22 protein-coding genes are annotated in these 17,986 nt (G+C 59.0%); 13 read left to right on the top strand and 9 right to left on the bottom strand.

Translation table 11 applies throughout. The annotated features are described in order from the left end of the window. The first annotated feature begins 60 nt into the window (after positions 1-60). The 5 genes from alr (at position 61) to D1823_RS04290 (ending at position 3,730) form a co-directional block, all read left to right on the top strand. Positions 61-1,095: an alanine racemase gene (gene alr, locus D1823_RS04310; protein ID WP_117868771.1), complete on the top strand. Its 1,035-nt coding sequence runs from the start codon at positions 61-63 to the stop codon at positions 1,093-1,095. Then, positions 1,092-1,874: an ABC transporter permease gene (locus D1823_RS04305; RefSeq protein WP_117868770.1), complete on the top strand. Its 783-nt coding sequence runs from the start codon at positions 1,092-1,094 to the stop codon at positions 1,872-1,874. The genes alr and D1823_RS04305 overlap by 4 nt, the downstream gene beginning before the upstream one ends. Continuing rightward, positions 1,871-2,617, top strand: coding sequence for an ABC transporter ATP-binding protein (locus D1823_RS04300; RefSeq protein WP_117868769.1), 747 nt, complete (start codon positions 1,871-1,873; stop codon positions 2,615-2,617). Before D1823_RS04305 ends, D1823_RS04300 begins: the two co-directional genes overlap by 4 nt. Then, positions 2,601-3,200: a cytochrome b gene (locus tag D1823_RS04295; protein ID WP_162896762.1), complete on the top strand. Its 600-nt coding sequence runs from the start codon at positions 2,601-2,603 to the stop codon at positions 3,198-3,200. The genes D1823_RS04300 and D1823_RS04295 overlap by 17 nt, the downstream gene beginning before the upstream one ends. A 77-nt stretch (positions 3,201-3,277) precedes the next feature. After that, on the top strand, positions 3,278-3,730 hold the full coding sequence (locus D1823_RS04290; protein WP_117868767.1) for a paraquat-inducible protein A: 453 nt from the start codon (positions 3,278-3,280) through the stop codon (positions 3,728-3,730). A gap of 181 nt (positions 3,731-3,911) precedes the next feature. Here D1823_RS04290 and D1823_RS22080 read toward each other — a convergent pair whose 3' ends face one another. Beyond that, on the bottom strand, positions 3,912-4,067 hold the full coding sequence (locus D1823_RS22080; RefSeq protein ID WP_254683795.1) for a hypothetical protein: 156 nt from the start codon (positions 4,065-4,067) through the stop codon (positions 3,912-3,914). On the opposite strand from D1823_RS22080, the gene D1823_RS04285 reads away from it, so the two are divergent. The 6 genes from D1823_RS04285 to D1823_RS04255 all read left to right on the top strand — a co-directional run bounded on the left by D1823_RS04285 (position 4,060) and on the right by D1823_RS04255 (position 10,185). Beyond that, a complete protein-coding gene (locus D1823_RS04285; protein WP_254683794.1) occupies positions 4,060-4,662 on the top strand; it encodes a DNA repair protein in 603 nt (200 codons plus the stop codon). The genes D1823_RS22080 and D1823_RS04285 overlap by 8 nt on opposite strands. 121 nt (positions 4,663-4,783) lie before the next feature. After that, entirely contained in the window at positions 4,784-6,148 is a 1,365-nt protein-coding gene (gene radA / locus D1823_RS04280; RefSeq protein WP_117868765.1) for a DNA repair protein RadA, read from the top strand. A gap of 40 nt (positions 6,149-6,188) precedes the next feature. Then, positions 6,189-6,782, top strand: a complete 594-nt coding sequence (locus tag D1823_RS04275; RefSeq protein WP_117868764.1) for a CvpA family protein — start codon at positions 6,189-6,191, stop codon at positions 6,780-6,782. A 644-nt stretch (positions 6,783-7,426) separates the two neighbouring features. Further along, complete coding sequence (gene purF / locus D1823_RS04265) at positions 7,427-8,950, top strand: amidophosphoribosyltransferase (protein WP_117868762.1); 1,524 nt, start codon at positions 7,427-7,429, stop codon at positions 8,948-8,950. 299 nt (positions 8,951-9,249) lie between these two features. Then, the gene (locus D1823_RS04260; protein ID WP_117868761.1) at positions 9,250-9,498 is read left to right on the top strand and encodes a hypothetical protein; all 249 of its coding nucleotides are present in this window, start codon (positions 9,250-9,252) and stop codon (positions 9,496-9,498) included. Positions 9,499-9,540: 42 nt separating this feature from the next. Continuing rightward, positions 9,541-10,185 (top strand): SDR family oxidoreductase, encoded by a 645-nt coding sequence (locus D1823_RS04255; protein WP_117868760.1) that lies wholly within the window; start codon positions 9,541-9,543, stop codon positions 10,183-10,185. A 60-nt stretch (positions 10,186-10,245) separates the two neighbouring features. Here D1823_RS04255 and D1823_RS04250 read toward each other — a convergent pair whose 3' ends face one another. The 4 genes from D1823_RS04250 to D1823_RS04235 form a co-directional block, all read right to left on the bottom strand. After that, on the bottom strand, positions 10,246-11,088 hold the full coding sequence (locus D1823_RS04250) for an ATP-binding protein (RefSeq protein ID WP_117868759.1): 843 nt from the start codon (positions 11,086-11,088) through the stop codon (positions 10,246-10,248). Positions 11,089-11,203: 115 nt separating this feature from the next. Continuing rightward, the gene (gene tatC / locus D1823_RS04245; RefSeq protein ID WP_117868758.1) at positions 11,204-12,085 is read right to left on the bottom strand and encodes a twin-arginine translocase subunit TatC; all 882 of its coding nucleotides are present in this window, start codon (positions 12,083-12,085) and stop codon (positions 11,204-11,206) included. Next, complete coding sequence (tatB, locus tag D1823_RS04240; RefSeq protein ID WP_117868757.1) at positions 12,082-12,540, bottom strand: Sec-independent protein translocase protein TatB; 459 nt, start codon at positions 12,538-12,540, stop codon at positions 12,082-12,084. Before tatB ends, tatC begins: the two co-directional genes overlap by 4 nt. 6 nt (positions 12,541-12,546) lie before the next feature. Then, the gene (locus D1823_RS04235; protein WP_117868756.1) at positions 12,547-12,762 is read right to left on the bottom strand and encodes a twin-arginine translocase TatA/TatE family subunit; all 216 of its coding nucleotides are present in this window, start codon (positions 12,760-12,762) and stop codon (positions 12,547-12,549) included. A 220-nt stretch (positions 12,763-12,982) separates the two neighbouring features. On the opposite strand from D1823_RS04235, the gene D1823_RS04230 reads away from it, so the two are divergent. Continuing rightward, positions 12,983-13,288, top strand: coding sequence for a hypothetical protein (locus D1823_RS04230; RefSeq protein ID WP_117868755.1), 306 nt, complete (start codon positions 12,983-12,985; stop codon positions 13,286-13,288). A 21-nt stretch (positions 13,289-13,309) separates the two neighbouring features. Next, on the top strand, positions 13,310-13,981 hold the full coding sequence (locus tag D1823_RS04225) for a YafY family protein (RefSeq protein ID WP_117868754.1): 672 nt from the start codon (positions 13,310-13,312) through the stop codon (positions 13,979-13,981). 62 nt (positions 13,982-14,043) lie between these two features. Here the strand turns inward: D1823_RS04225 and D1823_RS04220 are convergent, their stop codons facing one another. The 4 genes from D1823_RS04220 to D1823_RS04205 form a co-directional block, all read right to left on the bottom strand. Continuing rightward, positions 14,044-15,210, bottom strand: coding sequence for a LysM peptidoglycan-binding domain-containing protein (locus D1823_RS04220; RefSeq protein ID WP_117868753.1), 1,167 nt, complete (start codon positions 15,208-15,210; stop codon positions 14,044-14,046). Between the two features lie 62 nt (positions 15,211-15,272). Continuing rightward, complete coding sequence (locus tag D1823_RS04215; RefSeq protein WP_117868752.1) at positions 15,273-15,923, bottom strand: protein-L-isoaspartate(D-aspartate) O-methyltransferase; 651 nt, start codon at positions 15,921-15,923, stop codon at positions 15,273-15,275. Then, entirely contained in the window at positions 15,920-16,702 is a 783-nt protein-coding gene (gene surE, locus D1823_RS04210; RefSeq protein ID WP_117868751.1) for a 5'/3'-nucleotidase SurE, read from the bottom strand. Before surE ends, D1823_RS04215 begins: the two co-directional genes overlap by 4 nt. A 114-nt stretch (positions 16,703-16,816) precedes the next feature. Continuing rightward, positions 16,817-17,911 (bottom strand): ABC transporter ATP-binding protein, encoded by a 1,095-nt coding sequence (locus D1823_RS04205; RefSeq protein WP_205511910.1) that lies wholly within the window; start codon positions 17,909-17,911, stop codon positions 16,817-16,819. Positions 17,912-17,986 lie beyond the last annotated feature (75 nt).

The raw sequence follows: 17,986 nt of genomic DNA, 5'->3' as shown, positions 1-17,986 counted from the left end.
CGCCAGGTAAATGCGCCATTCCCTCTTGACCTTGGACGGCGCAATGTCATGAACAGTGCCATGAGTACTGCACGTTTGACGATCAATCTTCAGGCGCTCGCCAGCAATTGGCGGGCGCTCGACGCGAAAACCGGGGTCGAAACCGGTGCCGTGGTCAAGGCCGATGCCTACGGGCTGGGTGCCGGGCCTGTCAGCGACACGCTGGCCGAAGAAGGCGTTCGCAAGTTTTTTGTGGCTGCCGCAGAAGAAGGCGCTGTTGTCCGCCAAGCGGTTGGCCCCGGCCCGATGATCTGTGTCTTTTCAGGGCATATGGAAGGCGACACCCAATTGCTGCTCGCCAACGATCTGACGCCGTTGATCAATTCGCCAGAGCAGTTCCAACTCCACCAACAAGCCCTGCCCAACCATCCGTTCGGCATTCAACTGGACAGTGGCATGAACCGGCTGGGTCTGGAGCCCGCCGACTGGGCCGAATTGCGCCCAAATGCTGAGGCGCTGTCACCTGTTGTCATCATGTCCCATCTGGCCTGCGCGGACGAGCCGGACCATCCGATGAACCAGCAGCAGCTTAGAACCTTCCGAGAGATGACCGAAGGTGTCACCGCGCCGCGTTCTCTGGCTGCGACCGGCGGCATGCTTTTGGGGTCAGAGTTCCATTTCGATTTCTGCCGCCCGGGCATTGGTCTGTACGGCGGCCTGCCCTTTGCGGATGCCAAACCCGTTGTCACGGTCGATCTGCCTGTCATTCAGGTGCGCAAGGTGGCCGTGGGCGAATCTGTTGGTTACGGCAACAGCTGGGTGGCGCGTCGACCGTCTCGTATCGCCACAGTCGCGGCGGGGTATGCAGACGGCCTGCATCGCGCCATCGGCGGCGGGATCGACACCTTCGCCGGCAACCAGCCCTGCCCGGTTGTCGGCCGCATCTCGATGGACCTGATCACGGTGGATGTCACCGACCTGCCCAACGACCCGGAACGCCTGCGTATCCTGAATGGCCATCAAACCGTCGATGATCTGGCTGAAGCTGCCGGTACAATTGGCTATGAAATCCTCACATCAATGGGCAATCGCTATTCGCGGGGCTATGTGGAATGAACCCGATCACCGCGCTCGGAGGTCTGGGCCGCACAGTTCTAAGCCTGCTTGCGGCCTTTGGCCGGGTGGCTCTGTTCGCGCTTGATGCGATCTCGCATATCCTGCGCCCCCCTTTCTATCCGCGCGAATTTGGTATGGCCCTGCTGAACATCGGCTGGCTGTCCCTGCCCGTCGTCGGCCTGACGGCGATTTTCACCGGCGGTGCGCTGGCGTTGCAGATCTACGCCGGCGGTGCGCGCTTCAACGCCGAAGCCGTGGTGCCCCAGATCGTCGCCATCGGCATGGTGCGAGAGCTTGGCCCGGTTCTGGTCGGGCTGATGATCGCAGCCCGCGTGACATCCTCGATCGCGGCCGAGATCGCCACGATGAAAGTGACCGAACAGATCGACGCGCTGGTCACACTGTCCACGCATCCGATGAAATACCTCACCGTCCCGCGGGTTCTGGCCGCGCTGATTACAGTGCCTGCTTTGGTAGCAGTGGGTGACATCATCGGAATTGCCGGCGGCTACACCGTGGCCACGCAAAACCTGGGCTTCAACCCGGCGACCTATCTGAAAAACACCGTGGATTTCCTGGAAACCCGCGACATCGTCTCGTCGCTGGTCAAAGGCGCGGCCTTTGGCCTGATCGCAGCCATCATGGGCTGTTACTACGGCATGAATTCCGGCCGTGGCGCACAGGGCGTGGGCCGCGCCACCAAGGGCTCGGTCGAAGCCGCCGCCGTGCTGATTCTGGCTGCAAACTTCGTTCTTACGGGGGTTTTCTTCTCGCTATGATCCGGATGGAGAACGTACATAAAGCCTTTGGCGACAACCACGTGCTGCAAGGCATGACCCTTGAAATCCCCAAGGGCACCTCGATGGTCATCATCGGCGGGTCAGGCACCGGCAAATCGGTCGCCCTGAAGTGCATTCTGGGCCTGATCAAGCCCGACAGTGGCATGATCTATGTCGACGGCAAAGACGCCAGCAAGGGTGATCGCGATGCATTTCTGGCCCGGTTCGGGATGCTATTTCAGGGCGCGGCTCTGTTTGACTCGCTGACCGTCTGGCAGAACGTCGCCTTCCGCCTGCTGCGCGGCTCGCTGAAACGTCCCACCGAAGAAGCCCGCGAAATCGCCATCGAAAAACTCCGCCGCGTCGGGCTGAAATCCGACGTGGCCGACCGCTTTCCGGCGGAACTGTCAGGCGGCATGCAAAAACGCGTGGGCCTCGCCCGCGCCATCGCCGCCGAGCCCGAGATCATCTTTTTTGATGAGCCCACCACGGGGTTGGACCCGATCATGTCCGGCGTCATCAACGACCTGATCCGCGAAATCGTGACCGAGATGGGCGCCACCGCGATGACCATCACCCACGACATGAGTTCCGTCCGTGCGATTGCCGACAACGTGGCCATGCTGCACGGAGGCGTGATCCAGTGGACCGGGCCGGTCAGCCAGATGGACGCCTCGGGTGATCCGTATGTGGAGCAATTCATCAGCGGCAGTGCCGAGGGGCCGATTGAGGCGGTGCGGTGAAACCTCCTGCGCTCGACAAAAAAACTCAAAACTCATCGACGGAACTCCCGAAGTCATACGTTACACCAGTGTAACTCTTGTATTTTTTTGGAGCTTCCCCATGCCCACTTCTTATTCGCGCACCCAAATCGCCCTCCATTGGGCTATTTTCTTTCTGATCGCGGTTCAGTTCCTCTTTCACGAGCCGATTTCTGAGGCATGGGATCAAATCGAACGCGGATTACCCGTCTCTTTTCAAGCACCAGTTGCTCTCCATGTATTCGGAGGCCTGCTTATCCTTGCACTTGCGATTTGGCGGATCGCATTGCGCCTGACCCGCGGCGCACCATCACTTCCGGAACAGGAAACCGCCGCGATGAAACTCGCTGCTCATGCAACCCATTTCTCGCTGTATGCCTTGATGTTGCTTTTACCGGTCTCTGGCGCCCTTGCATGGTTCGGAGGGATAGAAGCATCCGCTGAAGTGCATGAAGTCATGAAAACGCTGATGCTTGTTCTGGTTCTTCTGCATATTTTGGCCGCCCTGTTCCATCAGTTCGTCCTGAAAACCAATTTGATGGCCCGTATGAGGCGGGTAGAATAACCTTCTAAACAAGCATCCTTGCACAGACGATCCAACGACGTACTGTTAGGCGGTCAAACGAAACAGAACTGGCCGCCATGACCCTCCGCCTCGCCACCCTCTCGCTGCTGATCCTCTACCCCATCGCGTGGTTCGCTCCACTGATGCGCGCAGGGTTCCTGCCGATCTTCGGCCTCAGCGAGATCAGCGTCATCACTGGGCTCCAGTCCCTGTGGAAGTCCGACGTCTTCCTCGCGCTGATCGTTACGATCTTCGCCCTCTTTGCGCCCTATATTAAAACCATCGGCACCGCCCTGATCCAATGGAACCTGCTGGACCCACGCGTTCAGCCCGCGCTCAACATTCTCGGCAAGCTGGCCATGGCCGACATCTTCCTCATCGCGCTCTACATCACTTTGGCCAAGGGCATCTCTTACGCGACCATCGAAACTGCATGGGGTCTTTACCTGTTCACCGCCTGCATTCTGGCTTCGATCGCTTTGGGCCATATTACAGAGATGACATCCACTTCACGAAAAGCTCAGACCTAATTGATTGAAAACACAAATCTGAGTATCATCTTTGTATTTCGAGCAGCAGTGTTTTGTAGTTTTCGGGTCCGCAGCGGATCGCACTAAGTCGTTAGATTGCCTTCCGCTTTGACCCGGTGTGTACCGGTTTGAGAAGGAGTTCGACGATCATGGCCGCCCTCCACAGTATTACATTACAGTTTCAGAATGCCTTTTTAAGATTGACCTTTTTCCTTATCTGTATGGCTGCTTTACTTGCCGTTTCAGCCACGCTTTTGTCCGCTTTGGGTGTATTGCCGTGGCTCTCGATGCAGGCCGGATTTGGCGAGGCACCGGCAAAGGATGCCGGCATGTTCATCCAGATTGTCCTGACAGCGCTGATTCTCATGCTGACGTTTTACCTGCCAGCCAATGCCCGAATGATGGCGCTGGAAAACAACCACCGCAAATTCGCGCTCAACATGCATGACATCGCAGAAGCGTATCACATGGCCCATACCGCTGACCGGGGCGGGCTGTTCATGATGTCCTCCGAGTTTGACGCAGTCAAAGAACGCATGGGTTTTCTGCGCCAGCACCCTGACCTGCAATCGCTTGAGCCAGAGATTCTGGAGCTGGCCGCTCAGATGAGCCAGATCAGTCAGGAACTGGCCCAGACCTATGGCGATGTCCGGGTCGAACGCGCGCGGATGTTCCTGCAACAGCGGCAGGAAGAGATCGAGCTGTTTCAGCGGCGTCTGGAAGAAGCGCAGATCATCCAGAACGAATTGCGCCAGTGGACGCGGGATGTGGAAATGGAAGAGACAATCGCCAAGTCGCAACTTACGCGCCTGCGGGATGAGCTGTTCGAGCTTCTCCCCGAACTGTCCACCCAACTACAGGCTCCACGCAATGAGAGTTCTTCCAAGGCGGCCAGCGTGATTGCAATGTCGCCCCTTCGACCGGCGGAATAGGCGCGACTGCGCCCGCTGCGGACGATGGCCCATCGGGGCCTGAGGCCGCAGCGCGCCATCGGCGGTGAGGAAAGCCTACAAGGGCTTGAAGAACCGTCCAACCTCGGGCACGAAGAGCGTCATGGTAAAGACGACATCCTTCTCCTGCTCGGCCTGCGGCGCGACGCATACACGATGGTCCGGGCGCTGCGATGGGTGTGGCGAATGGAACACCATAGTTCAGGACGCGCCCCTATCGGCTGGCCCGGCCAAAAAATCACTCGGTGGAAAACGCGGCCAGTCCATTGCACTAACGGACCTGTCGACCGAGGAAACGCCGCCGCCCCGTACACTCTGCGGGGTTGAGGAGCTGGACCGCGTTCTGGGCGGCGGGCTGGTTCCGGCTTCGGCCCTTTTGGTGGGCGGAGACCCCGGCATTGGGAAGTCCACCCTGCTGCTGCAAGCCGCGGCGCGATTCGCGCGTGCAGGCGTGAAAACCATCTATGTCTCGGGCGAAGAAGCCAGCGCGCAAGTTCGCATGCGGGCCCGCCGTCTGGGGCTTGAGGACGCCCCCGTTCAACTCGCCGCCGAAACCAATCTGCGCGACATCCTCACAACGCTTGAAGCGGAAAAGCCCGGACTGGCCATAATCGACTCGATTCAGACCATGTGGGCAGACAATGTCGACAGCGCACCCGGCTCGGTGTCACAAGTCCGGGCTGCGGCCCATGAATTGACCACGTTCGCGAAACGGCACGGTGTTTCGATCATCATGGTTGGCCACGTCACCAAGGATGGCCAGATCGCCGGCCCTCGCGTGGTCGAGCATATGGTCGACACGGTGCTTTATTTCGAAGGCGAGCGCGGCCACCAGTTCCGCATACTGCGCGCAGTCAAGAACCGCTTTGGCCCGGCGGCCGAAATCGGTGTATTCGAAATGACCGGCAAGGGGTTGGCACAAGTCACCAACCCATCGGCCCTGTTCCTGTCCGAACGTGGCAAACCAAGCCCCGGCTCTGCTGTTTTCGCCGGAATTGAAGGTACCCGCCCCGTGTTGGTCGAATTGCAGGCGCTCGTCGCACCCTCACCTCATTCGCAAGCGCGCCGAACCGTCGTTGGATGGGACAGCGGAAGGCTGGCAATGATCCTCGCAGTGCTCGAAGCGCGCTGCGGCATCCCCTTCGCGGGCCTTGATGTCTATCTGAACGTCGCAGGTGGATTAAAAATCAGCGAACCCGCTGCCGATCTGGCCGTTGCCGCTGCGTTACTGAGCGCACGCGAAGACACGGCCCTTCCCACGGATACGGTCGTTTTCGGAGAAATCTCGCTGTCTGGGGCACTTAGACCTGCCCCACAGACCGAAAACAGGTTGAAAGAAGCGCAAAAACTTGGTTTCACAGCGGCAATTGCTCCGGCAGGTGGCAAAACCGGCACTGTGGCAGGTCTGACACTCACCCGACCCTCTGATTTGGTGGGGTTTGTTGGCGAAACCTTCGGAGCAGGTTAAAGTCGCGCCCCGAGGGGCTGAAAAAGAACAGGCGAGGGCCATGGAAGGTTTTACAATAATTGACGGGGTGGTCGCGCTGATCATCGTGCTGTCGGGCTTGCTGGCCTACTCACGCGGTTTCATGCGCGAGGTTCTGGCCATTGCAGGCTGGGTCGCAGCGGCTGTTCTGGCATTCATCTTTGCCCCACAGGCCGTGCCGCTGGTCAAGGAAATACCGGTGGTCGGAGATTTCCTGCGCGACAGCTGTGAACTGTCGGTGATCACCGGTTTTGCAGCAGTCTTCGCCGTGGCGCTGATTGTGGTCAGCATCTTTACACCGCTGTTTTCATCGCTGGTCCAGCGCTCGGCTTTGGGCGGGCTGGATCAGGCGCTGGGGCTGTTCTTCGGCATCGCGCGCGGCATTCTGCTGGTTGCAATCGCCTTCTTTGTCTATGACACGGTCATGACAGGCCAGTCCTATACAATCGTGGACGAAAGCCGCTCGGCCAAAGTGTTCGAGCAGTTCAGCAGCCAGATTGAAGAACAAAACCCCGAAGCGGCTCTGGGGTGGGTGACTGCACAATATGAAGAGTTGGTCGCCAGCTGCACCGCAGGAAACGAACAACCCGCAACCACCGCACCCGCTGACGGGTAATCTCAGGTTGCATTGAATGATGAAAGCCCGGCACTGTCCGGGCTTTCTCGATTCAAATATACCCTTCCCCGCCACAGACCGTGCAGCGGATCGTTTTCAGCCCGAAACACCCGTCACACCGGCTGGAGATCGGTTTGCCAAGAATATCCCGGCTTTTGACAACTTCGCCCGCGCCGTTACAGATCTGACAGGGCGCCCGACCCATTCCCCGGCACCTGTGGCACCGTTGCTTGATCCGCTCCTGCTTTTTCTGTTGAGGTTTATGTTGCCACATTCCGGCCCTTTGCGTGCTGCACCCATCCTGACTTGCACATATTAAATGGCATGACAGCACATATGATTGCACATGTCATCTTCTTCCTGACCCTGCCGCGATCCCTGAAATCCCGACCTGCGGCAATAGGTGAGTGTGATCCTTTGATGACAGCCACGCCATTAGGCATTATGTGGAGGCCAACCCGCCACGGAATCGGAGCCACCGATCTTGTTCTTTCTGTACGAATGCGCGCTGGTCGTAACAATGGTCGCCCAATTGGCGTCGTTTTCGCCTGCTACCAAATTGCCCGCACGCACCTTACAGAGGATCCAGCGCCGACCAGCGGTCAAACCTCAGATCATATCGTCATAGAAGTTGGAGCCCGTAAATGTGTGGGATTTTGGGAATCGCAAGTCGGACACATGATGTGTTTGCCGAAATCTATGACGGGTTGCTGATGCTGCAGCACCGGGGTCAGGATGCCTCAGGGATCGTGACCTACAACGGCGAGTTCTTCCGCGAAAAGAAGGCGAACGGCCTGGTCAAGGACGTGTTCAATGCCCAGGATGCGGAAACCCTTTTGGGCCATGTAGGCATGGGGCATGTGCGCTATCCGACGGCGGGATCTCTCAGCGCGGCCGAGGCGCAGCCCTTTTTTGTAAACGCCCCCTACGGAATCTATCTGGTTCACAACGGCAACATCACCAACACTGCTGAACAGCGCGAGAAGGTCACTGGCAAATATAGCCGCCACCTGCGCACCACGTCAGACTCTGAAATCCTGCTGAACGTGCTGGCCGACAAAGTGGCCGACGCGATCAAGGTGAATGGCAATCGCGAGCCCATCCGCAACCTCTTTGCCGGTGTGAAGATGACGATGGAACGCGTTCAGGGCGCCTATTCCGTGATCTGTCTGGTCGCCGGTGTCGGCATGCTGGCTTTCCGCGATCCGTTTGGCATTCGCCCGCTGTCAGTCGCCAAACGCGAAGTGGACGGAGACGGCGATGATTATGCCTTTGCCTCGGAAGACGTGGCCTTTGGCATCAACGGCTTTGAAAAACTTCGTGATCTTCGCCCGGGTGAGGCAATTCTGATCGATCTGGACGGCAACATGCACGAGTTTCAGGCGGTCGAAGGCAAGCTGACGCCCTGCATATTCGAGTATGTCTACCTGGCCCGCCCGGACTCTTTGCTGGACGGTGTTTCGGTTTACAAAACTCAGATGCGCATGGGTCAGACGCTGGCCAAACAGATTCAGGACTCGGGCCTGGAAATCGACCGGATCATCCCGGTGCCTGACAGTGCCCGCCCTGTGGCTCTGGAAGCCGCGAAGATCACCGGTATCCCTTACCGCGAAGGCCTGGTCAAAAACCGCTATGTGGGGCGCACTTTCATCATGCCCGGTCAGGCCGAGCGGCAGAAATCCGTCCGCCGCAAACTGAATGCCGTCCCGTTGGAATTCGACGGCCACAGTGTCTTGCTGATCGACGATTCCATCGTGCGTGGCAACACCATCAAGAAGATTGTGCAAATGTGCCGCGACGCCGGGGCCAAGAAAGTCTATGTCGCCAGCGCCTCGCCGCCGGTGAAGTACCCCAATGTCTACGGCATAGACATGCCAACCAAGACCGAGCTGATTGCAAACGGCAAAGAGATCGAAGAGATCCGCGAAGAACTGGGCGCGGACGCACTGTTCTATCAGCATCTGGATGACCTGATCTGGGCCGCCAAGGAAGGCAATCCCGAGATCGAAGCCTTCGACTGTTCCTGCTTTGATGGCAACTACATCACAGGCAGCGTCAGCGAAGGTTATCTGGACAATCTGGAAAACAGCAGCCGTGTCAGCCAGAAACGCGCTGACATGCAGGTCCCGGGCGGGTCCTGGAATGCGGCAAAACTGGCCTCGGGCTGAGCGGACGATACGGAACTGATGCAATCGGTTTCCCATTCTGAACGGCGAATCAAAACGGTGGGTCATTCTGGCCCGACGAAGGCTGCCGGGCAGCCTGATTGCGGTCTTGTGTCGTGGATGAGTGGAAATTTGCCACAACCAATCGGCGAATTCCGCGCAATCACAAGGGCTTTTTTCAAGGGCACCAAATCGTGATGACACCTGTCCGCGCAGCGCTTTTGTTCACCTGAGCGTTTTGTTATCCGGCGGCGACCACTCACTCAACAAGGGGTTCCGGGCCATGTCCCGGACCACGGATCATGTCAAACGCCACAGTCAAAAGCGCGGCCACGCAGCGAGGTGCGCTGAAGAAGAATTCCGTCTCGGTTCTGGGAGTATTCGGGCCGAAAGCAGACATGCGCGCCCTGATGCGCCTGTCATCGGGCCGTGTAAAAGAGGTCAAACCCGGAAGCCGCGTTGCTTCCGGTACAGTGATCGCGATTGATGAGCATGGCATCATGCTGCGACAAAGCGGCCAGACCAAGCGTATCGCCATTCCCGGAGGCTGATCGCATCTTGACGCCCCGCGCCCGGGGGTTCAAACCGCAGGCATGACCGACAAGACCAAAATTGCCCTGATAACCGGGGCCTCTCGCGGGCTGGGCGCTGCCCTGGCCGAAGCACTGGCACCCGAATACCACATCGTCGCCGTCGCCCGGACCACCGGCGGGCTGGAAGAACTTGACGATCGCATCAAAGCCAAGGGTGGCTCGGCCACGCTGGCACCGATGGACATCACCGATCCGAACGCGATGGCAACCCTGTGCCGCGGAATCCATGACCGTTGGGGCAAGGTGGATCTGTGGCTGCACACGGCCATTCACACCTCGGCGCTGACACCGGTACATTTCGTCGACCCCAAGGAATGGACCAAGGCAGTCAACACGAACGCAAACGCAACTTCGGTTCTGATTCCGTACGTCACGCCCCTGCTGGGTGAAAACGGCCACGCGGTGTTTTTCAATGACCCGAAAGCCGGTGAGAAGTTCTATGGCATCTACGGTGCCACCAAAGCCGCGCAAATGGCTCTGGCCCGCAGTTGGGAGGCCGAAACCAAACGCACTGGTCCGACGGTTTCGATTGTGGAACCAGCGCCGATGCCGACCGCCGTGCGTGCACGATTCCATCCGGGTGAAGACCGCGATGCGTTGACGAGCACGGCTGATGAGGCCGCCCGGATTCTGGCGCTGCTTTAGGAAATGGCCCTGACGAGCCATGCCTTCGGCGGGGATATTTTTAGCCAGATGAAGATGGGATCAGGCGATATGAACGCCGTTGCGCCCGGCGAGATCGACGAAGAACTGCCACGCGACACGACCCGAACGCGATCCGCGAGTGGCCTGCCATTCAATTGCCTCGGCGCGCAGGGTTTCGGCATCGACCGAAACGCCATAGGCCGCGCAATAGCGGTCGATCATGGCAAGATATTCGTCCTGATCGCAGGGATGGAATCCCAGCCACAATCCGAAGCGGTCGGACAATGATACCTTTTCCTCGACCGCCTCTGACGGGTTGATGGCGCTGGAACGTTCGTTTTCAATCATGTCCCTCGGCATCAGGTGGCGGCGGTTCGAGGTCGCGTAGAATACTACGTTTTCCGGGCGACCTTCTATGCCGCCATCCAGAACGGCCTTGAGCGATTTGTAATGCTGGTCATCGTGACTGAACGAGAGGTCGTCGCAAAACAGGGTGAACCGATAAGGTGCCGTGCGCAGGTGGTTCAGCAGGCGGGCGACCGAACCCATGTCTTCGCGCTGAAGTTCCACTAGTTTCAGTTCGGGGTGGTCCGCGCTCAGCGCGCCGTGAACGGCTTTCACGAGGCTGGATTTGCCCATCCCCCGCGCCCCCCATAGCAACGCATTGTTTGCCTTGTAACCAGCCGCGAACCGGCGCGTATTATCAAGCAACGTGTCACGCGACCGATTGATGCCGACCAACAGATCCAGATCGACGCGATTGACCTGTTCAACCGGTTCCAGCCGTTCCGGTTCCACATGCCAGACAAAGGCCGGGGCTGCGTTGAAATCCGGTGTGGCCAAAGGCGCCGGCGCCATGCGCTCCAACGCGGCAGCAATACGGTTCAGGGCTTGGTCGTCCATCGGCTCCTCCGGTCAGGTCTGGATCGGTTCAAAGCATGTTCTGATTGGCGCAACAAGGCCAGCGAACGAAAAAGGCGCGCCCGTCGGGGCGCGCCTCAGTTGCTGTGTCAGCAGATTACTTGTCGTCTTCGAATTCCCGCATCAGGTCTTCGTCTGCTTCGGCTTCTTCATCATCGTAGTAACCTTCAGCGCGCAATTGCTCTTCCCGTTTCCTTTCGACCCTAGCCACCAGGAAGATCGATATCTCGTAGAGGCCGTAGACCACAACAAAGAGAATGATCTGGGTGATCACGTCAGGGGGTGTCACGATCGCCGCCAGCACCAGAATGCCAACAACCGCGTATTTCCGCATTGCACCCAGACCCTCGGCGCTCACCAGTCCTGCCTTGCCCATTAGGGTTAGAAGAACCGGCAATTGGAAGCACAGCCCAAAGGCCACGATGAACTTGATCGTCAGGTTCAGGTATTCCTGCGCCGAGCCCTGAAACACCACGCTTAGCGGCGCTGTAGTTACTCCATCGGCCACGGCTTCACCTTCAGCCCCGAACTGCTGGAACCCAAGGAAGAAGTCATAGGCCAACGGCGTCACAACGTAGAAAGCAAAGCTTGCGCCCAGAAGGAACATGAAGGGCGAGGCCAGCATGAAAGGCAGAAACGCGTTCTTTTCCGACTTGTAGAGGCCCGGAGCCACAAAGCGCCACATCTGCATCCCGATATAGGGAAAGGCCAGAATGAACCCGCCGAGCAGCGAGACCTTGATCGCGACAAAGAACCCTTCCTGCGGCGATATGAAAATCAGGCCGCAATCCTGTCCACGCTCGTTCAGAACCTCACATAGGGGATTGGTCAGAAAGTTGAAGAGCGGCGTGGCCACTGTAAAGCAGATGATCATCCCGACCAGAAAGGCCACGACGCAGTGGATCAACCGCGTACGCAGCTCGGCCAGATGCTCGATCAATGGGGCCGAGGTATCTTCGATCTCGTCGGTCTTGGTCATGTTTCGCCTTCAGTCTTCAGCGCCGCTTCGGCTTCTTCGGCCTTGGCCAGTGCCTCGGCAGCTTCCTTGGCTTTGCGCTCGGCGGCGGCGCGGGCAGTTGAGGCCTGAATTTTCTTGGCCTGCTCGGCCCGCTCTGCTGCCAGTTTACCGGTTTCGCTGTCAGGATCGAACTTAGTGGGATCGATGCTTTTCGCCATATCCTGCGCGGCTTGCTTTACGCCGTCCATGGCCGAGCCCACAGGGTTCGCGGCAGCGTTGAGACCTTTCTTGATCTCGTTCACTCCGGCCTGATCGGCAGCCTCGTTCATGGCGCTGCTGAATTCGCGCGCCATGCCACGGGCCTTGCCGACAAAACGCCCCACATTGCGAAACAACACCGGCAGGTCCTTCGGCCCGACAACGATCAGGGCGACAATGCCGATGACCAGAAGCTCGGTCCAGCCCAGATCAAACATCTGTGGTTACACCTTGTCTTTCTCGGTCTCGGGTGTGACATCCTTGGCCAGTTCCGACGCGTCCTGTTCCAGTTCTTCCGAACCGTCTTTGACGCCCTTCTTGAACGCAGTGATGCCTTTGCCGACTTCGCCCATCAGCGAGCTGATCTTGCCACGGCCAAACAGAACCAGAACCACAACGGCGATCAGCAGAAGACCGGGAAGGCCAATATTGTTGAGCATGTCTCTTCTCCTTTTTCATCGACGCATGTGCGCCGGGAATATGAACTGGGACCGTGTTTACGCCCGTATGCCCTGCCTCAAAAGGGATTAGGCGAAAATTGAGCACGAAAATTGAAGCGATCTGCAAAAAACTATGGGCTCGCATTTTCCAACTGACAGGTTTATGTCAGTTGGAAGTGGCTAGAACGATGGTATCGAAACCTGGTCAACGGAGACTCACATGACCCAAGTTGCAGAATTTGTCACTTTCACCCTGGCCGAAGGCACAACGACCGAAGAGTTCATAAAGCTCAGCCAGGCCACCGAAGCGTTTGTTCGCGCCGCTCCCGGCTTTGTTCATCGCAACCTTAGCAAGGGCGATGACGGGGGGTGGACGGATTGTGTGGTCTGGCAGAACATGAATGCTGCGCAGGATGCCGCGGCCAAGTTTCCCCAGCAGGAGTTTGCGTCCGCCCTGATGGCCGCCATCAAACCCGGCAGCGAAAAGATGCGCCATGAAAATGTGCTATGGAACATGACCGTTTAAAGGTGGTCCGGACGGCGTGTCATGCGCCGAACTGACCGCCTGTTCGATATCATCCAGATCCTGCGCGATGGCAAACTGCACCGCGCGCAGGACATCGCGGACCGGCTGGAAGTGTCGGTCCGCACCATCTATCGCGACATGGATACTCTGGTCGCTTCGGGCGTCCCGGTCGAAGGTGAGCGCGGCGTGGGTTACATGGTGCGCGAGCAGATCACCCTGCCGCCGCTGAATCTGACCCCGGCCGAGCTTGAGGCACTGAACCTCGGTATGGCCATCGTTGCCGAGGCCGCGGATCCAGAGCTGAAAGCCGCTGCGAACTCTCTGGCCGACAAGATCGATGCCGTTCTGCCCACACAGGTTGTGGCCGAGGCCGATACCTGGAAATTCGCGGTCTATCCTTTCGCCGATGCAGCCCGTGGGCTTGCGCATATGGCACCGATCCGCGCGGCCATCAAATCGCGCCAGAAGCTTCAACTGTCCTACCGCCGCATTGACGGTGTTTTGACCGAGCGCACCATCCGTCCTTTACACATGGAATACTGGGGCCGCGTCTGGACCCTGACTTCTTGGTGCGAATTGCGAAACGGTTTCCGCGTCTTCCGTATCGACCTGATCGAATCCGTCTCGCCGCTGCCAGAGATCTTCGCAGACGAACCTGGAAAACGCCTGAGCGACTACGACCCCCACGCCTGACAGGCAGCCGTGTTCAGGATTGTCCCGGACAGAGTGCACAGCCCAAAACGGGCCATGTATCCTCACTTCAGGTAGGGATCCGGATCAACGGATTCAAAACCTTTGCGCACTTCGAAATGCACATAGGCATCGTCTCCGCCCCGCAACTGCGCCAGCTTTTGCCCACGGCGTATCCGATCACCTTTCTTGACGGTGATATCATCAACGTTGGCATAGACCGTCAGCAGATCGTTATTGTGTTTAACCACGATGATCGGCACCTGATCCGCGTCCGCCGTAATCGCCGCAACGGTTCCGGCCTCAGCCGCGGTGACTGCTGTGCCAGGGGCCGCGGCGATGTCGATACCTTCGTTCTTGCCCTTTTTATATCCACGGATGATGGTGCCGCTGACCGGCAGGGACAAGGCGGTAGACCGCGTGTTTGTAGGGGCTTCGGCAGTCACATCAGGGGCTTCGGCGAGCGGTTCAACCCTTTCATCGGGCAAGGGTTGCGTGGCACTTGGAGGCGTTGGCGTCGGCGATCCCTGCCCCGGTTCCGTTACCTCGGTGGCCGCAACAGGCGCCGCCGCAGCGGCGCTTTGACGTGGGGCGGGCTGGTTTTTGACCGGGATCAACAGAAACTGACCTTCACGTACGGTGAAGTCGGACCCAAGACCGTTCCATTCCGCCAGCGATTCGACCGGCACCTGATAGAGGCGCGAGATCGTGTACGCCGTTTCGCCGCGCTTGACCTTATGGCGGACAGGTTCCGGCCCGCTTGCGACCGGCGCCGGGGCTGGTTTGGCAGGTTCCAGCGTTGTTGTCCGGACGCCCCCTGTTTCAGGGGCCTGATCAATTGCCGCCCCGGCAACCGACGCGATGTCCACGCCACTGCCCGCGCCCACTGAACGTGGCAGGGCCAGAACTTCGCCCTCTCGCAGGGTGTCGGTTGTCTGAAGGCCATTGAAACGCGACAGCTCACCCTCGGGCAGGCCAACGCGCGCGGCCACATCGCGCACCGTGTCGCCCCGTCGGGCCACGACAACCTGGTAGTTCGGATAGGTTATCACTCCCCGGCTATCGGGGGACGGGCGGGACGTTGTTGCCGACTGCACTGCATCAGTGGTCGAAAACCCGCCGATCTGCCCGCGCAGGTCATAATCCAGTGGCCCCTCACACCCGGCCAGAAAGGCCAGAGCGGCCACTCCGGTCGCGCAGCGACGCATAGCTGATTTGGATACTGCACTCATAATTCTGTCCTCAACGCCTGCCCCTGTTGTCCGGGGTTCCGGCGACCAATTTATAAAGCCTGCTACGCCTCGTCCTTGCCAAGCCCTTCAAGCAGGGGCACGAAACGGACCGACGTCAATTCGTCATAGTCCAGACCGTCCTCGGTGCGCGTCACTTTGATCAACTGCTGCACCGTGTCCGACTGACCCACGGGTAAAACCATAATACCCCCGATTTTCAGCTGCGCCAAGAGTGGTCCCGGAGGGTCTTCGGCCGCCGCCGTCACAATGATCCGATCAAACGGAGCCTGTTCCGGCAAACCAAAGGATCCATCCGACAACATGGACGTGATATTCGTAAGCCCCAGATCGGCAAAAAGCTTTCCTGTCTCGCTGACCAGCCGCCGGTGGCGTTCGACCGTATAGACCCGGCGCGCCAGTTTCGACAAGATTGCGGCCTGGTAACCCGACCCCGTTCCGATCTCGAGCACGGTATCGCGCGGCCGAACGTCCAGCGCCTGCGTCATGAGGCCGACGACCGATGGCTGACTGATCGTCTGACCGCAGGAAATCGGCAATGGCATGTCCTCGTAGGCGCGATCCGCGAACAGGCCGGTGACAAAGCGTCCCCGGTCAACCTGTTCCATCGCCGCCAGAACGCGCGCATCCGTAACCCCCCGTTTGCGCAGGGCAAACAGGAACTGCATCACGGTTTCCGGGTCCAATCCGCTCATTCGACCGCCTTCAATGCCTCCAGCATGTCATATGCGGTCAAGTCGGCGCGCATCGGCGTGACCGAGATATAGCCTTCCAGATTGACCGCAGCATCCGTTCCCGGCGCAGTCGGGTTATGCTGATAGCCACCCTTGATCCACAGGAAGCGCCGCCCCGAGGGCGAGCTGTGCGGCTCGACCGAAAAATGCGTGTCGCGCCGAAATCCCTGCGCTGCAACGCGCGTACCCAGCACCTCATCTGCCGGAACAGGTGGAAAATTCACGTTGTAAAACAAACGGTAATCGCCCTGCTCCTCCGGATTTGCATCCAGAATGCGCCGGACGAGGTCTGCCCCGTACCGAGCGGCAGCTTCGAACGGGTCGTCCAGCCCCAGGTTTCGTGGGCCGAAATACTGTGACAAGGCAATAGCAGGAATACCTTGCAGAGCCGCTTCCATCGCGCCGCCAATAGTGCCCGAATAAAGCGTGTTTTCGGCTGAGTTGTTGCCCCGGTTCACGCCGGACAGGACCAGATCCGGTGGGCAGTCCGTCATCACATCATGCAGCCCCGCCAATACACAATCCGCAGGCGACCCTTCCGCCGCATAACGCCGTTCGCTCAGCTTGGCGATCATTGTGGGGTGGGTGTAACTGATACAATGCCCGACCCCGGATTGCTCAAAGGCAGGTGCAACAACCCAAACCTCGCCATCCGGCCCTGCCAGTTCAGCAGCGATCGCTTCCAGCGTGATCAAGCCCGGAGCGTTGATCCCGTCATCATTGGTCAGAAGAATACGCATGTGCCCGATCTACCCCCACGTTTGGCCCTTGATAGACCCGGCACTGCGCTGCGGCAAGCGACGTGGACCTGCAACCTGAGGCTTTCGCGCACCACTCGTACGGAAATCGAGAGGTCAACTCTGCATCTTGGGAAAAATGAAACACTTGTCACGACGAATGGTCAGCCACATGACACGGCCCGGATTGGGCACAAAGACATTCGGAACCGTCGCCCTGAGGACCGAGCCGTCGTAGTCCATGCGAAACTCGACCAGGCTTTCGTTTCCCAGAAAACGCGCACGTTCGACCACGCCCCGCGCTGCTACTCCATCAGTCGCGGTCGGCAATGGGCCATTGCCGTTGCGATCAAAATCCAGTTTGACGTGCTGGGGGCGGAAGACGATCTCGACATCCGTTCCATCCGGGATACCCGGCGCCAGGAATTGACCAAAAGGCGTGTCGGCCAGCGCTCCGTTCACTTGCGCTTGCAGCACGTTAATATCACTGAAAAACGCCACGGCTGCCTTGTCTGCGGGTCGGGTGTAGACGTTGTACGGCGCGCCCTGCTGGACGATCTTTCCGCGCCGCATCAGCGCGATCTCATCCGCCATCCGCATTGCCTCTTCCGGCTCGTGTGTGACCAGCAGGACAGCCGCATCCTCTTCCTTGAGAATGGACAGCGTCTCGTCGCGAATACCGTCGCGCAGACGGTTGTCGAGACCCGAGAACGGCTCGTCCATCAGCATGATCCTGGGGCGTGGCGCCAAAGCGCGGGCCAGGGCCACGCGCTGTTGCTCTCCGCCCGATAACTGATGTGGGAAACCGTCGATGAACCGCATCAGGTCCACTTTGCGCAGCAGTTCCTCGACCCGGGCACGTTTCTCGTCCTTGCTGCCCCTCAGGCCAAAGGCCACGTTGTTGGCCACGCTCAGATGAGGAAACAGCGCAAAGTCCTGAAACATCAACCCGATCTCGCGCCGCTCTGGCGGCACCCGAAACACGGTGTCACAGATCAGCTTGCCATCGACGTAGATCTCGCCCGAGTCCTGCATCTCAACCCCGGCAATCATGCGCAAGGTTGTGGATTTCCCGCAGCCAGACGGCCCCAACAAACACGTCACCTTGCCGGCCTGCACGGTCAACGACACGTCATCCACAACGACACGCCCTTCGAACCGGCAAATAATGTTGCGAATTTCCAGACGCGGAGGAGTTGCGTTACCTGTCACCGATGGACCCCATTGCCTGTCCCGATCAAATCCATCGGGCTTGGGCGGGGATAGCAACCCCGCCCCTCAGGTGCA

Origin of the sequence: Ruegeria sp. AD91A, assembly GCF_003443535.1 — a bacterium.
GTDB lineage: Bacteria > Pseudomonadota > Alphaproteobacteria > Rhodobacterales > Rhodobacteraceae > Ruegeria.
This window is presented reverse-complemented; position numbering and strand designations above follow the sequence as displayed.

Coding starts and splice junctions, on each gene's coding strand:
- alr (WP_117868771.1), top strand. CDS start 61: ATGAGTACTGCACGTTTGACGATCAATCTTCAGGCGCTCGCCAGCAAT.
- D1823_RS04305 (WP_117868770.1), top strand. CDS start 1,092: ATGAACCCGATCACCGCGCTCGGAGGTCTGGGCCGCACAGTTCTAAGC.
- D1823_RS04300 (WP_117868769.1), top strand. CDS start 1,871: ATGATCCGGATGGAGAACGTACATAAAGCCTTTGGCGACAACCACGTG.
- D1823_RS04290 (WP_117868767.1), top strand. CDS start 3,278: ATGACCCTCCGCCTCGCCACCCTCTCGCTGCTGATCCTCTACCCCATC.
- D1823_RS04285 (WP_254683794.1), top strand. CDS start 4,060: ATGTTCATCCAGATTGTCCTGACAGCGCTGATTCTCATGCTGACGTTT.
- D1823_RS22080 (WP_254683795.1), bottom strand. CDS start 4,067: ATGAACATGCCGGCATCCTTTGCCGGTGCCTCGCCAAATCCGGCCTGC.
- radA (WP_117868765.1), top strand. CDS start 4,784: ATGGTAAAGACGACATCCTTCTCCTGCTCGGCCTGCGGCGCGACGCAT.
- D1823_RS04275 (WP_117868764.1), top strand. CDS start 6,189: ATGGAAGGTTTTACAATAATTGACGGGGTGGTCGCGCTGATCATCGTG.
- purF (WP_117868762.1), top strand. CDS start 7,427: ATGTGTGGGATTTTGGGAATCGCAAGTCGGACACATGATGTGTTTGCC.
- D1823_RS04260 (WP_117868761.1), top strand. CDS start 9,250: ATGTCAAACGCCACAGTCAAAAGCGCGGCCACGCAGCGAGGTGCGCTG.
- D1823_RS04255 (WP_117868760.1), top strand. CDS start 9,541: ATGACCGACAAGACCAAAATTGCCCTGATAACCGGGGCCTCTCGCGGG.
- D1823_RS04250 (WP_117868759.1), bottom strand. CDS start 11,088: ATGGACGACCAAGCCCTGAACCGTATTGCTGCCGCGTTGGAGCGCATG.
- tatC (WP_117868758.1), bottom strand. CDS start 12,085: ATGACCAAGACCGACGAGATCGAAGATACCTCGGCCCCATTGATCGAG.
- tatB (WP_117868757.1), bottom strand. CDS start 12,540: ATGTTTGATCTGGGCTGGACCGAGCTTCTGGTCATCGGCATTGTCGCC.
- D1823_RS04235 (WP_117868756.1), bottom strand. CDS start 12,762: ATGCTCAACAATATTGGCCTTCCCGGTCTTCTGCTGATCGCCGTTGTG.
- D1823_RS04230 (WP_117868755.1), top strand. CDS start 12,983: ATGACCCAAGTTGCAGAATTTGTCACTTTCACCCTGGCCGAAGGCACA.
- D1823_RS04225 (WP_117868754.1), top strand. CDS start 13,310: ATGCGCCGAACTGACCGCCTGTTCGATATCATCCAGATCCTGCGCGAT.
- D1823_RS04220 (WP_117868753.1), bottom strand. CDS start 15,210: ATGAGTGCAGTATCCAAATCAGCTATGCGTCGCTGCGCGACCGGAGTG.
- D1823_RS04215 (WP_117868752.1), bottom strand. CDS start 15,923: ATGAGCGGATTGGACCCGGAAACCGTGATGCAGTTCCTGTTTGCCCTG.
- surE (WP_117868751.1), bottom strand. CDS start 16,702: ATGCGTATTCTTCTGACCAATGATGACGGGATCAACGCTCCGGGCTTG.